General features: G+C 64.8%; 16 protein-coding genes. 6 read left to right on the top strand and 10 right to left on the bottom strand.

From position 1 onward, the window contains the following. Window positions 1-27: 27 nt before the first annotated feature. The 3 genes from GTP90_RS16765 (at window position 28) to GTP90_RS16755 (ending at window position 1239) form a co-directional block, all read left to right on the top strand. Window positions 28-660: a TetR/AcrR family transcriptional regulator gene (locus GTP90_RS16765; RefSeq protein WP_161084634.1), complete on the top strand. Its 633-nt coding sequence runs from the start codon at window positions 28-30 to the stop codon at window positions 658-660. An 85-nt stretch (window positions 661-745) separates the two neighbouring features. Next, window positions 746-1042, top strand: a complete 297-nt coding sequence (locus GTP90_RS16760) for a toxin-antitoxin system TumE family protein (protein ID WP_161084633.1) — start codon at window positions 746-748, stop codon at window positions 1040-1042. Next, window positions 1039-1239, top strand: a complete 201-nt coding sequence (locus tag GTP90_RS16755; RefSeq protein WP_175048116.1) for a hypothetical protein — start codon at window positions 1039-1041, stop codon at window positions 1237-1239. The genes GTP90_RS16760 and GTP90_RS16755 overlap by 4 nt, the downstream gene beginning before the upstream one ends. A gap of 7 nt (window positions 1240-1246) precedes the next feature. Here GTP90_RS16755 and GTP90_RS16750 read toward each other — a convergent pair whose 3' ends face one another. The 3 genes from GTP90_RS16750 to GTP90_RS16740 all read right to left on the bottom strand — a co-directional run bounded on the left by GTP90_RS16750 (window position 1247) and on the right by GTP90_RS16740 (window position 4042). Then, entirely contained in the window at window positions 1247-1975 is a 729-nt protein-coding gene (locus GTP90_RS16750; RefSeq protein ID WP_254451902.1) for a substrate-binding periplasmic protein, read from the bottom strand. Window positions 1976-2032: 57 nt separating this feature from the next. Further along, the gene (locus GTP90_RS16745) at window positions 2033-3028 is read right to left on the bottom strand and encodes an alpha/beta fold hydrolase (RefSeq protein ID WP_161084631.1); all 996 of its coding nucleotides are present in this window, start codon (window positions 3026-3028) and stop codon (window positions 2033-2035) included. A 162-nt stretch (window positions 3029-3190) separates the two neighbouring features. Then, on the bottom strand, window positions 3191-4042 hold the full coding sequence (locus GTP90_RS16740) for an alpha/beta fold hydrolase (RefSeq protein WP_161084630.1): 852 nt from the start codon (window positions 4040-4042) through the stop codon (window positions 3191-3193). Between the two features lie 172 nt (window positions 4043-4214). Between GTP90_RS16740 and GTP90_RS16735 the strand changes: the two genes are divergently transcribed. The 3 genes from GTP90_RS16735 (at window position 4215) to GTP90_RS16725 (ending at window position 6235) form a co-directional block, all read left to right on the top strand. Beyond that, entirely contained in the window at window positions 4215-5114 is a 900-nt protein-coding gene (locus tag GTP90_RS16735) for a LysR family transcriptional regulator (protein WP_161084629.1), read from the top strand. A gap of 124 nt (window positions 5115-5238) precedes the next feature. Next, window positions 5239-5442 (top strand): hypothetical protein, encoded by a 204-nt coding sequence (locus tag GTP90_RS16730; RefSeq protein WP_161084628.1) that lies wholly within the window; start codon window positions 5239-5241, stop codon window positions 5440-5442. A 22-nt stretch (window positions 5443-5464) separates the two neighbouring features. Beyond that, window positions 5465-6235 carry a GIN domain-containing protein gene (locus GTP90_RS16725; protein WP_254451901.1) on the top strand — a complete coding sequence of 257 codons (771 nt, stop codon included), beginning with the start codon at window positions 5465-5467 and terminating at the stop codon, window positions 6233-6235. A gap of 81 nt (window positions 6236-6316) precedes the next feature. On the opposite strand, the gene GTP90_RS37440 is transcribed toward GTP90_RS16725, so the two are convergent. The 7 genes from GTP90_RS37440 to GTP90_RS16690 form a co-directional block, all read right to left on the bottom strand. After that, entirely contained in the window at window positions 6317-7012 is a 696-nt protein-coding gene (locus GTP90_RS37440) for a LytR C-terminal domain-containing protein (protein ID WP_161084626.1), read from the bottom strand. Between the two features lie 6 nt (window positions 7013-7018). Continuing rightward, window positions 7019-7954, bottom strand: coding sequence for a type II secretion system F family protein (locus GTP90_RS16715; RefSeq protein WP_161084625.1), 936 nt, complete (start codon window positions 7952-7954; stop codon window positions 7019-7021). Window positions 7955-7964: 10 nt separating this feature from the next. Next, window positions 7965-8942, bottom strand: coding sequence for a type II secretion system F family protein (locus GTP90_RS16710; RefSeq protein WP_161084624.1), 978 nt, complete (start codon window positions 8940-8942; stop codon window positions 7965-7967). Between the two features lie 4 nt (window positions 8943-8946). Continuing rightward, entirely contained in the window at window positions 8947-10293 is a 1347-nt protein-coding gene (locus tag GTP90_RS16705) for a TadA family conjugal transfer-associated ATPase (RefSeq protein ID WP_161084623.1), read from the bottom strand. 20 nt (window positions 10294-10313) lie between these two features. After that, entirely contained in the window at window positions 10314-11486 is a 1173-nt protein-coding gene (locus GTP90_RS16700; RefSeq protein WP_161084622.1) for a CpaE/TadZ family protein, read from the bottom strand. Between the two features lie 26 nt (window positions 11487-11512). Beyond that, entirely contained in the window at window positions 11513-11791 is a 279-nt protein-coding gene (locus GTP90_RS16695; protein WP_161084621.1) for a hypothetical protein, read from the bottom strand. Between the two features lie 13 nt (window positions 11792-11804). After that, on the bottom strand, window positions 11805-12693 hold an 889-nt coding region (locus tag GTP90_RS16690; RefSeq protein WP_371875069.1), incomplete at its 5' end, for a type II and III secretion system protein family protein.

The raw sequence follows: 12693 nt of genomic DNA, 5'->3' as shown, positions 1-12693 counted from the left end.
TATGTAAACTATGCTATCATCTGCCGCATGTCAACCGATCTTCGCTCCCGCAAACGCCTTGCCACGCGGCAGGGCATATCCAATGCCGCCACGCGCCTGTTCTTCGAGCGTGGCTTCGATCATGTGACGGTGGATGAGATCGCGGCGGCGGCCGACGTCGGGCGGATGACGGTGTTCAATCACTTCCCGCGCAAGGAGGACATGTTCTTCGACCGCGACGAAGAAGGCCGCGAGCTCCTGCGCGAAGCATTGCGGCAGCGCGATCCCGGCATCGCGCCGGTCGAGACCTTGCGCCTGCTTGCCCATCGGCTGGCGGAGGAACAGAGTCCGTATGTCTGTTTTACCGCCGGCAGCCAAAGCTTCGTGGCGACCATCAATAGCAGCGAGACCCTCAAGGCCCGGGCCAGGGCGATACGCGACGAGATCGCGCAAGTGGTGGCGGTGGCGCTGTCCGAATGCGCTGGCCGCGAACCGGATGATGTCGACGCCCAACTGGCGGCCTCCCTGCTGCTGGCGACATGGAGCGTGGCGCTACTCCAGGCGCACCAAGCCTATCGGCGAAGCCAGGATCCAGCGGCGGCGAAAGCCATCTTTCTCGCGATCGTGGATAAGGGAACCATCGGATTAAACGTTGCGCTGGCGGATACACCCTACGTTTAGCATTCCTCGAAACAGTCCAGCAGATTGATTTCGTTTGAGCAGCCGCAGCCCCGAGCGACCAATTCGGCCATAGCACGAAGCCGCCATGACCGAGAAAAAAATCATCAATACGGTTTATAAAATTTCCGACAAGCGCGGAAATGGGCTGTTGCGCCGCGAAGTCTGGGTGGATGGAAAAGGACAGGTGACACGCTACAATCTGGCGTATATTAATCACAATCTGTACCAGCGGGACAACGGCAGAGTACTCGGCTACGACAACGCACACGGAATCCATCATCGGCATCGAATGGGTATTGTGGAGCCAGTAATATTTACGAGCTTCGAAGATATCGAGACGCGCTTTCAGCAAGACTGGCAAGCGCTGCGGGAGCAAAAATGAATACTGTGACCATCAAGATCGCAAACGTGGACGACTTCTTCCAGCATGGCAGGCGAATCGCTCAGCTCGCCGATCAACAGACGGAACTGCCCAACGAAAACAGCATCAGTTTCGAGGATCCCGCTGATCTGCACAAGTTATTGGCGATCGTAGACGAACTTGAACTGGCAACGTCGTCGCGACATCACGAACCGTGATCCTGGCCTACTCGTACTTGGCAACCAGACGCTGCCATTCCGGATCGTCCTTGAGTTGCCGGATCACCGGCGCGATCTTTTCGTAGACCGCCGCCTTGGCGCGCGGCACCAGGAAGTGGCGCTCGGTCAGGCTGGATGGCAGCTCATGCAGCTGGAACTTGCCCGCCTCCATCGCATGCACCTTCATGTAATAGCGCACCACCGACTGCGCGGCAATCACACTATCGACCCGCCCCACCCGCAACTTCTCCAGGCTGTGCTCGTCGCTGGGGGCGTCGTTGCGGACCAGGCCTTGCTGGCGTATCCATCCGTCCAGCTCGGGATAGCTGTAGCCCAGTACCAGGCCGACCGTGCGGCCGGCCAGCGCGCCGGGCCTTGATGAGTTGAAAGGCAGGGCCGGCGGCAGCACGATCACGTACCGGTCAGTGCCGAAGGCCGCCGTCCACAGGTATTTTTTCTCGGCCACGTCGTTGAACCAGTGCGGCATCATGCCGATGACGATGCCGTCCAGCTCGTTGCGCTCCACTTGCAGCTGCAAGCGCTTGCGCGGCAGATAAACCAGTTTGAAGCTCAACTGGTCGAGCTTCTTGCGGTTCAGGTAGGCCACCAGGTCAGGATAGATGCCGCGGCCGTCGCCGACCACCAACGGCGCGACACGAGCGCTGGTGTACACATTGATGACCTCGCCCCGCGCGGCGCCGGGGAGCACGCCAACGCACAGCATGGTCAGTGTCATCAGGTGCGCTCTCATACTTGCAATATAGCACGGAGAAACCGCAACCCTGTGGTCGTTTTAAGACTGGGCGAACGCCAGGAAGTCGGCATTGAACTTGTCCTTGTGCGTATCGGTCAAGCCGTGCGGCGCGCCTGGGTAGACGATCAGCTTGGCGTGCTTGACGATGGCGGCCGAGGCCTTGCCGGCGGCGTCGATCGGCACGATCTGGTCGTCGTCGCCATGGATGATCAGCGTCGGCTTGTCGAACTTTTTCAGGTCATCGCGGAAGTCGGTTTCCGAGAAGGCCTTGATCGAATCGTAGGTGTTCTTGTGGCCGGCCTGCATGCCCTGCGCATACCACGCCTGGATGATGCCCTGCGATGGCTTGGCGCCCGGACGGTTGTAGCCATAGAACGGCCCCGAGGCGATATCTAGATACAGCTGCGCACGGTTGGCGACCGAGCCGGCACGGATGCCGTCGAACACTTCCATCGGCAGGCCGCCAGGATTGGTGGCAGTCTTGAGCATCAGCGGCGGCACCGCCGAGATCAGGCCCAGCTTGGCGATGCGTTTGGTGCCATGGCGGCCGACATAGCGCGCCACTTCGCCGCCACCGGTCGAGAAGCCGGCCAGGATGATGTTCTTCAGGTCCAGCGCTTCGATCAGCTGGGCCAGGTCGTCGGCGTAGTGGTCCATGTCGTTGCCGTCCCAAGGCTGGCTGGAGCGGCCGTGGCCGCGGCGGTCATGGGTGATGACGCGAAAACCGTTGTTAGCCAAATGGAAGGCTGCCGATTCCCAGCTGTCGGCGTTCAGCGGCCAGCCGTGGCTGAGGATGACTGGCTGGCCGGTGCGTGGACCCCAATCCTTGTAATAGATCTCAACGCCGTCGTGGGTGGTGATGGTGCTGCCGGTCTTGCTGACAGCGCCGCCGCGAATGACGGGCGCGGCCTGTGCGCTACTGCCGGAGAAAGCCGCCAGCGGAAGAGCGACCGCAGCCGCTGCAGCACCGGCGCCACCGAACAAGGCGGAACGACGGGATGGGTTCATTGCTTGGGATTGGGAAGATTTATTCATGACGAACTCCATTTTAAGTAGTTAACGATTTAATAGTGAGCTATTTCAAGTGTCTTGTTCGGGCGTTTCGTGCTGCCCATGTCGACAATATATATCGCCAACAATTCAATAGCAAGCTATTTAATTAGATTATTTAAGGCCGCCCGAAGGCGGCCTTATGCATCAGGACTGGGCGAATGCCAGGAAATCGGCGTTGAACTGGTCCTTGTGCGTATCGGTCAGGCCGTGCGGCGCGCCGGCGTAGATGATCAACTTGGCTTGTTTGACGATGGCGGCCGAGGCCTTGCCGGCGGCGTCGATCGGCACGATCTGGTCGTCATCGCCGTGGATGATCAGCGTCGGCTTGTCGAACTTTTTCAGGTCGTCGCGGAAGTCGGTTTCCGAGAAGGCCTTGATCGAATCGTAGGTGTTCTTGTGGCCGGCCTGCATGCCCTGCGCATACCATGCCTGGATGATGCCCTGCGATGGCTTGGCGCCCGGCCGGTTGTAGCCGAAGAATGGCCCCGAAGCGATATCCAGGTACAGCTGCGCACGGTTGGCGACGGAACCGGCGCGCAGGCCGTCGAATACTTCCATCGGCAGGCCACCGGGATTGGTCTCGGTCTTGAGCATCAGCGGCGGCACGGCCGAGATCAAACCCAGCTTGGCGATGCGCCCGGTGCCGTGGCGGCCCACATAACGCGCCACCTCGCCGCCGCCGGTCGAGAAGCCGGCCAGGATGATGTTCTTCAAGTCCAGCGCTTCGATCAACTGGGCCAGGTCGTCTGCGTAGTGGTCCATGTCGTTGCCGTCCCAGGGCTGGCTGGAGCGGCCGTGGCCGCGGCGGTCGTGGGTGACGACACGGAAACCATTGTTAGCCAAGTGGAAGGCTGCCGACTCCCAGCTGTCGGCGTTCAGCGGCCAGCCGTGGCTCAGCACGACAGGTTGGCCGCCGCGTGGACCCCAGTCCTTGTAGTAGATTTCGACGCCGTCGCGGGTGGTGATGGTGCTGGTGGTGTGCGTAACGTTTTGCATGATTTTCTTCCTTTTAGTCGATAGATGGAGTTGAGGTGCTGTGCTACAGTTCCCGGCAAATCTGGCCTTGCGATGGGATGAATCTTAGGCCTGCCACCGCGTTTGCGGAACAGACAGCCCTGCAAGGTGACTTTGCAAAAATGCAGGCCGCCACCACGAACCGATCCCGCCCATGCCATCAACCACCGAATTCGACTGGAACGACATCCCGCTGATCCTGGCGCTGGCCCGCAGCGGCAACATGAGCGCCACCGGCCGCCACCTGGGCGTGGATGCGTCGACCATCAGCCGCCGCATCGCCGCCGCCGAAAAGTCCCTGAAGCTGCGCCTGTTCATCCGCGATAACACCGGCTACCAGCTCACCGACGCCGGCCAGGTCTTTGTGGAGCATGGCGAGGCGGTGTACGGCAATGTCCAGAGCATGCTGCAGGCCTCGTCCCAGGAGGCCGACGCCACCGCCGGCCCGGTCAACATCACCTCGATCGACTTCCTGTTCGACTACTGGCTGCTGGAGCACGTCCCCGCGCTGCACGCCCAGCATCCGCACCTGCAACTGACGCTGCAGGCGGAAAACCAGAACCTGTCCTTCACCCGCCGCGAGGCCGACTTCGCGCTGCGCCTGGGCCAGCCAGGCGAGGACGCGGCGCTGGTCATGCGCCGGCTGGGCGACCTGGGCTTCGCGGTCTACGGCCACGCCAGCTTCGCCGGCCTCCCGCGCGAGCGCTGGGGCGAGCAGCCGTGGATCGCCTATGACAACGCGCTGGCCGGCACCGCCGAAATGCAATGGCTGGCGGGAATAGCGCCGGCGCGCATCGTGCTCAAGGTGAACAGCCTGAGCACGATGGTGCGCGCCTGCCGCGCGGGCGTCGGCATGGCGCTGCTGCCCTGCATCATGGGACGGCAGGAAGGACTGGTGCGCATCGGCGAAGGCGTCGAGGTGCTGCGCGACATCTGGCTGCTCAGCCACCGCGACGCCGGCTCCATCGCCCGCTTCAAGACTGTCGCCGCCTGGCTGTCGCAGCTCTACGCCGCCAGCCAGGAGCTATTGTGCGGTGCAGCTTCACCCCCCTAATCCGCATTCTGCCCCCCCGTTTTTGCAGTTCGTCACATCCCGGTGGCTGTGCAGAGGGCCCTTGTCTATAGTTCACTCAACGCAAGACAAAACGCAGTGAAACCAACCACCCAAGGAGCTCAAAATGAACATCGCTAAAAACATGGAAGCCATCTTCGTCGCAGCAATCGTAGTCGCCAGCGCCACCTCGTTTGCCACCGCGGCCGTACCAGCCCTGCACACCGCAGCCCCAACGGCAGCGGTGGCCGCCAAGGCCGACACCAGCAAGATGCAGGTCGTGACCGTCAGCGCCAAGCGCCTGACCGCCGCTGAAAAAGCAGCCCTGTAATTCACGCCGGACGACGGAGCGCATGATGAAAAAATATCTGAAGGCTGCGATGCTGGCCACGGTACTGAGCAGCGGCGCCCACGCCGCGCTGGCCGCCGATGTGATCAGCGAGAACCGCGGCGTCGATGCGCGCACCGTCAACATCGATCTTGATGGCGTCATCAGCCTCAAGGTCCGGCAAGGTCCAGTCGCGTCGCTGACTCTATACGGAGAGGCTGACGCGCTGAAAAAAGTGACGGTGGAGCAGGCGGGCGATACCCTGCGCATCGGCACCAGCAAGATCCGCAGCTTCAACTTCGGCAACAAGCAGGAGCTGCGGGCGGAACTGACGCTGCCCAATCTGCGCCAGGTGGTGTCGGGCGGCGTCGGTTCCACGGAAGTGAACGGCTTCAATGGCGACAAGCTGCGCCTGGCCCTGGAAGGCGCCGGCGCGGTCAGGGTCTATGCGCAGTACCGCAACGTCGACGTCAAACTGGGCGGCGTGGGCAGCATGACCGTCAACGCCGGCAGCAGCGACAACATCGACTTGAACCTGAGCGGCGCGGGCCACATTGAAATGGCGGGCCAGACCCGGCAACTGCACGCCAGCCTTGGCGGCGTGGGTGGCCTGGACGCGCAGCAGCTGCGCGCCGACACGGTGGACGTCGATATGTCAGGCCTGGGCAGCGCGTCGGTGTACGCGAAGACCAGCGCGAACATGAAGTTATCCGGCATGGGTTCGGCCAAGGTGTATGGCAACCCGGCCAACAGGAACGCCAGCGCCCGAGGCATGGGCAGCATCAGCTGGCAGTAAGGAATGCGGTAGTCCGCAGCAGGAAACACATGGGTGTGTTTTTCCCGTCCGAGAGGGTCACCCCCTTTCGGACGGTTTTTTTTATTTGAGATAGCGTGCCTGCGCCGTGTCGCGCCCCAGCACGATGCGCATGTCGGCGTAAGCCTGCTTGCCGCCCTGTACCTGCAACGGCAAACCCAGTCGCTGCGACAGCGCCTGCGCCAGTGGCTGCTGGCCGCGCTGGTATTCGATGCGGCTGATCGACACCACGAATGGCTTCAGATTGGTCAGGCGCGTGGCCTTGATGCCTTCCGCGTCCAGCGTGCGCGCCAGCCGCGCGGCGGCGCCGGCCACGCCGTTGCCGTTGCTGATCTCCAGCTTGACGCCATGCGCCTCGGCCACCACCTGCTCGCCGGCGGCGACACGCAACACCTCCACCAGCGCCGCCCCAACCTGCCGCACCTCCGTGCGCGGCATCGATGCATCGACCGTGGCCGTGGCACCTGCCTGCGCGGCGGCTTCCTTCACCAGCGCATAGTCGCGCCGCACATCATGCGCGCGCAGCGCGGCGGCCTGCCTGAACATGGTCGCAGCGCGTTCATGTTCGCCGCCGGCCTCCAGCGCCGCGCCCAATTGCTCCCATCTTTCCGCGCTGGTCGGATCCAGCAGGCAGGCCTGCCCCAGCGCCGCGATGGCGGCGGCCTGCGAGTGCACCTGCGGTGCCGGTGCGGGCTGCATGCCGCTGCACGCCATCAGTAACGCGCCGGTGCATGCGGCGCCCAGGGTACGTTTCATCATCGCCTCCTATTTCCCCATCAAGGTTGGCATCATCCGGAAAATCTGGATGCCGGCGGGGCCGATCAACACCAGCATCAACGTCGGGAAGATGCAGAAGATCAGCGGGAACAGCAGCTTCAACGCGATCTTGGCGGCGGCTTCCTCGGCGATCATGCTGCGCTTGGCGCGCAGATTGTCCGAGTGGACCCGCAACGATTCGCCCATGCTGGTGCCGAAGCGCTCCGATTGGATCAGCATCGCCACCAGCGTGTCGACGTCCTCGACGCCGCTGCGCAAGGCCAGGTTGCGCAAGGCTTTCTCCTTGCTGAAACCCGCGCGCATCTCCATCAGCGCCAGTTGCAGCTCCTGCGCCAGCGCCACGCTCTTGATGTGGATCTCGCCCGCCACCTTGGCCATCGCACGCTCCAGGCTCAGGCCCGCCTCCACGCAGACGGTCAGCAGGTCCAGCGCATCCGGGAAGGTCTCGAAGATTTCGCGGCAGCGGCTGGCGGCCCTGCGCGACAGGACCACGTTCGGCAAGTAGTAGCCGATGGCCGCCGTCATCAGCAGCAGGTAGACGAAGCCCTTGTTCACCGCGTTCTCCAGCGTGGCGGCGCCCAGCAGCGCAAGCAGTGACGGAAGCCCCAGCGACAGCAGCGTCTTGGCGGCGAAGTACAGCGACGGCGCCGACGCGCTGCGCCAGCCGGCGTTCATGAAGCGGGTGCGCAGCGGCGAACGCTCCCAGCCCTCCTCCGGCAGCGACAGACGGGAGAAAGGCTGCGCCGCGTGCGCGACCTTCTCCACCCAGCCGCCGTCCGTTGGCGCCGACGATTCCGCCGGCCCCATGAAGCCATTGAGCCGGTCGCGTATCGGCACCGACGAAAAGCCCAGCAGCGCCACCAGCGCCACGCCCGCCACCACCGCGAAGACGATCAGGAGGAATACGATCTGCCGGATATCCATGCCGCGCTCCTCACACCCGTATGCGTATCAGCTTGCGCATCCACAGCACGCCGCCCACCGCCATCACCAGCGTGTACCACGTCAGCGTTATGCCGGCCGGATCGGTCCACAGCACCCGCACGTAGGCGGGATTCACCACCATCATCAGCGCCAGCACGCACAGCGGCAGCAGGCCCAGTATCCACGCCGACATCCGGCCCTCGGCCGACATCACGCGCACCTGCGCCATCAAGCGCAGGCGCGCGCGTATCAGGCGGCTGATGTTGCCAAGGACCTCGGCCAGGTTGCCGCCCGACTCGCGCTGTATCAGCACCGCGATCACCAGGTAGCGCAGATCGGTCAGCGGCACGCGCATCGCCAGGTTGTGCAAGGCTTCGTTCATCGGCACGCCGTAGTTGATCTCTTCGTAGGCGAACTTGAATTCGCCGGCGATCGGCTCCGGCAGCTCTTCGCCCACCATCTGCATGACGTTGGCGAAGGAGTGGCCGGCGCGCAGCGCCCTGCCGAGAAAATCGGCGGCCTCCGGCAGTTGCTGCTCCAGCTTGAGCAGGCGTGCGCGCCGCGTACGCATCAGCACCGCCCAAGGCGACGACAGGATCAGCGCCGTCAGCGCGGCCCCCGCCAGCGCCGGCATGTTCAGCATGGCCGGCAGCAGCAGGCCGGGCACCAGCAACGCCAACACGCAGACGATGAACTGCGCCACCGACCAGCGCACGCCCGCCTGCAACAGCAGCCGGTCCAGCGTGGCCAGGCGGCCGACGCGGCGCAGCAGCTTCTCCAGCGCCGGATTGCGGCTGTAGCAGCGCTGCTTGAGAATATCGATGCGCTCCCCGCCGCGCTCCCCGCGCGCCGCCATCAGCCGCAGGCGCTTGGCGATGCGCCGCGCCCCCCGGCCGTGCGCGCCCGACCACCACAGCCAGCCGCCCTCGATCAGCAGGATCACGGCGGCAAACAGCAGCACCTCGAAGGCGGTGAAGATTCCATCCATGCCGCTACTCGTAGATCTTGTCGGGGTCGAACGCCGTGTCGGCCACCGGCACGCCGAACATGCGCAGGCGGTCGGCGAAGCGCGGCCGCACGCCGGTGGCGGAGAAGCGGCCCAGTACCTTGCCGTTGGCGTCCACGCCCTTTTGCTCGTAGCGGAAGATCTCGTGCATGGCGATCACGTCGCCCTCCATGCCGGTGATCTCCTGCAGGCTGACCAGCTTGCGCGTGCCGTCGGTCAGCCGCGACACCTGCATCACCACCGTGATGGCGGAGCAGATCTGCTGCCGCGTGGCGCGCGGCGTCAGATTCAGGCCGGTCATGCCGACCATGTTCTCCAGCCGCGACAAGGCGTCGCGCGGGGTGTTCGAGTGGATGGTGGCCAGCGAGCCTTCATGGCCGGTGTTCATCGCCTGCAGCATGTCGAGCGCCTCCGGCCCGCGCACCTCGCCGAGGATGATGCGGTCCGGCCGCATGCGCAGCGCGTTGCGCACCAGCGAACGCTGATTGACCTCGCCCTTGCCCTCGATGTTGGGCGGCCGCGTCTCCAGCCGCACCACATGCGGCTGGCGCATCTGCAGCTCCGCCGCGTCCTCGATGGTGACGATGCGTTCCGCCGCCGGGATGAAGCCGGACAGCACGTTCAGCATGGTGGTCTTGCCGCTGCCGGTGCCGCCGGAAATCAGGATGTTGACCTTGGCCTGGCCCAGCGCCTTGAGCACCTCCATCATCGGCGGCGTCAGGCTGCGGTAGTCGAGCAGGTTCTGCACCGTCAGCGGCGTGACGGCGAAGCGCCGTATCGACAGGATGGGACCATCGATCGCCAGCGGCGGAATGATGGCGTTCACGCGCGAACCGTCCGGCAGCCGCGCATCGACCATCGGGCTCGATTCGTCCACGCGCCGGCCCACGCGCGAGACGATCTTCTCGATGATCTTCATCAGGTGGGCGTTGTCGTTGAAGGTGACGTCGGTCAGCTCCAGCCGGCCGGCGCGTTCGACGTAGACCTGGGCGCAGGTGTTGACCAGGATGTCGGACACGCCGGGATCGGCCAGCAGCGGCTCCAGGGGCCCGAAGCCCAGCATCTCGTGCTGGATGTCGAGCACCAGGCTATGCCGCTCGTGCTGATTGAGCACGATGCGCTCTTCCTCGATGATGCGCTGGACCAGCAGCGCCAGCTCGTGCTTGAACTGCTCGGGCGTGAGGCGCTTCAGGCGTTCCAGGTCGATACGGTCCAGTATCGTCTGGTGCATGCTCTTCTTCAGTTCCTGGTAGGCCGCAGCCGCCAGGCCCGGCGGGCCGTTGACGCCGTGGCGTTTGTCGTCCGGTGAAGCCAGCCGTTCGCGTAAGCTCATGTCATCCTCCGCTATCTTGGTCAGTCGTTGTCGTTGCGGCCGAACAGGCGGTCGAACAGGCCCTTGCTCTCCGAGACCCGCCGCGCCGTCACCATTTCCACCAGCTCGGCCAGGCTGCGCGCCACCGCGCTGCTGCGCGACAGCTGCAGCACCGGTATGCCCTGGTTGACCGAGTCGGTGGCCGACAGATAGTCGTTCGGCACCGTGTGCACCACGTCCGCGCCCAGCGCCTGTTCCAGGTCGATCAGCCGCAGCTTGCCGCCCTTTTCGTAGCGGTTGACGATCAGCCGGATACGTTCGCTGGGGTAGCCCAGCGAACGGAAGATGTCCAGCAGGCGGCGGCCGTCGCGGATGTCCGGCAGCGCCAGTTGCAGCACCGGGTGGATCACGTCCGCCTGGTCCAGCGCGCGCAGCGAGATGGCGTCGATCTGGCGGCCCACGTCAAGCACGATGAAGTCGTAGTGCTGGCGCGCCAGGCGCAGGATGGCGTCCATGTGCTCCGGCTTCATGTCGACCGCGTGATTGGGATCGTCGGCCGCCGCCAGCACGCCGAAGTTCGACGCCACATGCACCAGGCAGGAATCGAGGAAGGCGCCGTCCATGCGGCTGATCTGCGCGCAGATGTCGGACAGCGTCATCCCCGGCTTCTGGTCCGACACGTACAAGGTGGCGTCGCCGAACTGGCCGTGCAGGTCGATCAGCAGCACCTTCTTGTCGGCCAGCGCGGCCAGCGCGTAGCCGAAGTTGGTCGACAAGAAGGTCGCGCCGCTGCCGCCCTTGCAGGAGATGAAGGCCAGCACCTTGCCGTCGCGCGTCTGGCTCACGCCCGCGGCCAGCTCGATGCGGCCCATCGACTCGTGGAAGGCGCTGTGCACCAGCGGCAGTTGCAGCACCTCGCGCATGCCGGCGCGCATGGCGCGGATCAGCAAGTCCTGTTGCGGTTCGCGCGCCAGCAGCATGAAGGAGGAGGATGGATACAGCTTGCTCAGTCGCTCGACCAGCTCCCCCTCATCCGGGCCGACGTCGCTGGCATCGAGGATCACCAGTTCCGGCATCTCCGGCAGCTGGCGTTCCACCGCGTCGCGCAGCCCGTTGCGCGACGCCACCAGCTGCACGGCGGGCATGCGCGCGGAACCCTGCGCAGCGACTTCGGCATGCAGCAGGCTGTCCTTGCTGATCATTAGTGCTTTCATATTCATTCCTCGCTTTATCTGCGCGGCTATTTGGCGCCGCTGACGCCGATGGTGAATGCGGACGGCTGCGCCGGCGGCTCGCTGTTGGCCTTCTGATACCGCTCGTAGGCCGCGTGCGCCGCGCGCCCGTCCATGCCGGCGACCGGGTCGCGGTTGCGGCCCGCCTCCGCGTCAACCACCTGCTGCGCCAGAGTGACGCGGGTGACGATGCCGAAGTCCCGGTCCCATTGCGGCGTGGTCGGCGTGAGTTGCAGGGCGCAAGAGGCCAGCATGCATGCCAGCGGCAGGCTAAGTAGATGTCGCATAGTCGTATCCCGTTTATTTGCGGTCGGTGCTCGGGGGCGGAGCCCCCTCCATGCGCCCTTCGAGGAAGAGCTGGGTGCGGGTCGGCGTGGTCACGTCGTCGGTCGGCAGCTTGTAGTTCGGCGGCAGCGGCTTGACCAGGTGCGGCGTGACGACGAACAGCAGCTCGGTGCGGTCCTGCTGGAAGTCGGTGCTGCGGAACAGCGCCCCCAGCACCGGCAGCTCGCCCAGCACCGGCAGGCCGCGGATGTTGGTGGTCTGGTTGTTGCTGATCAGGCCTCCGATGGCGAAGCTTTGGCCGTCGAACAGTTCGACCGTGGTGGCGGCGCGGCGCGTGGTGATCAGCGGCAGGATGGCGCCGCCCGAGAAGCCGGCCGCCGAGATGCCGATGCCTTCGCGCGACAGCTCCGACACTTCCGGCGCCACGCGCAGGTTGATGCGGCCGCCGGCCAGCACGGTGGGCGTGAAGTGCAGGCCGACGCCGAACTCCTTTTCCTCCAGCGTGACCTTGTTGTTGTCCTGCGCGACCGGCACGAAGATCTTGCCGCCCGCCAGGAAGCTGCCTTCCTGGCCGCTGATCGCCATCACCGTCGGCTCGGCGAGGATGCGCACCAGGCCATCCTGCTTGTCGGCGGCGATGCCCACATGGTTGCCCGTGGCCTTGCCGCCGCTGAGCAGTCCTTTCAACGTCCCGCTGATGAAGCTCGATGCCAGCGTAGTGCTCCAGCTGCCGCCGCCAAAGCCCAGCGACACGCCGGCCTCCAGCTTGTCCAGCAGCGTCTTGGATACTTCGGCGATCTTCACCTCCAACATCACCTGCTGCGGCGCGCCGACGCTGAGGAAGTTGACGATGCGCGTGGCGCCCGCGACGGCGGCCGACGCCGGCGCCGCGGCCGCTGCCGCA

The sequence above is a fragment of the Duganella vulcania genome (assembly GCF_009857655.1).
GTDB classification, from domain to species: domain Bacteria; phylum Pseudomonadota; class Gammaproteobacteria; order Burkholderiales; family Burkholderiaceae_D; genus Rugamonas; species Rugamonas vulcania.
This window is presented reverse-complemented; position numbering and strand designations above follow the sequence as displayed.

Bases quoted from the DNA above. Each gene is read 5' to 3' on its own strand.
- GTP90_RS16730 (WP_161084628.1), top strand. From the start codon at position 5,239: ATGAACATCGCTAAAAACATGGAAGCCATCTTCGTCGCAGCAATCGTA.
- GTP90_RS16715 (WP_161084625.1), bottom strand. From the start codon at position 7,954: ATGGATATCCGGCAGATCGTATTCCTCCTGATCGTCTTCGCGGTGGTG.
- GTP90_RS16745 (WP_161084631.1), bottom strand. From the start codon at position 3,028: ATGAATAAATCTTCCCAATCCCAAGCAATGAACCCATCCCGTCGTTCC.
- GTP90_RS16755 (WP_175048116.1), top strand. From the start codon at position 1,039: ATGAATACTGTGACCATCAAGATCGCAAACGTGGACGACTTCTTCCAG.
- GTP90_RS16725 (WP_254451901.1), top strand. From the start codon at position 5,465: ATGATGAAAAAATATCTGAAGGCTGCGATGCTGGCCACGGTACTGAGC.
- GTP90_RS16705 (WP_161084623.1), bottom strand. From the start codon at position 10,293: ATGAGCTTACGCGAACGGCTGGCTTCACCGGACGACAAACGCCACGGC.
- GTP90_RS16700 (WP_161084622.1), bottom strand. From the start codon at position 11,486: ATGAAAGCACTAATGATCAGCAAGGACAGCCTGCTGCATGCCGAAGTC.
- GTP90_RS16710 (WP_161084624.1), bottom strand. From the start codon at position 8,942: ATGGATGGAATCTTCACCGCCTTCGAGGTGCTGCTGTTTGCCGCCGTG.
- GTP90_RS16760 (WP_161084633.1), top strand. From the start codon at position 746: ATGACCGAGAAAAAAATCATCAATACGGTTTATAAAATTTCCGACAAG.
- GTP90_RS16740 (WP_161084630.1), bottom strand. From the start codon at position 4,042: ATGCAAAACGTTACGCACACCACCAGCACCATCACCACCCGCGACGGC.
- GTP90_RS16735 (WP_161084629.1), top strand. From the start codon at position 4,215: ATGCCATCAACCACCGAATTCGACTGGAACGACATCCCGCTGATCCTG.
- GTP90_RS37440 (WP_161084626.1), bottom strand. From the start codon at position 7,012: ATGATGAAACGTACCCTGGGCGCCGCATGCACCGGCGCGTTACTGATG.
- GTP90_RS16750 (WP_254451902.1), bottom strand. From the start codon at position 1,975: ATGACACTGACCATGCTGTGCGTTGGCGTGCTCCCCGGCGCCGCGCGG.
- GTP90_RS16695 (WP_161084621.1), bottom strand. From the start codon at position 11,791: ATGCGACATCTACTTAGCCTGCCGCTGGCATGCATGCTGGCCTCTTGC.
- GTP90_RS16765 (WP_161084634.1), top strand. From the start codon at position 28: ATGTCAACCGATCTTCGCTCCCGCAAACGCCTTGCCACGCGGCAGGGC.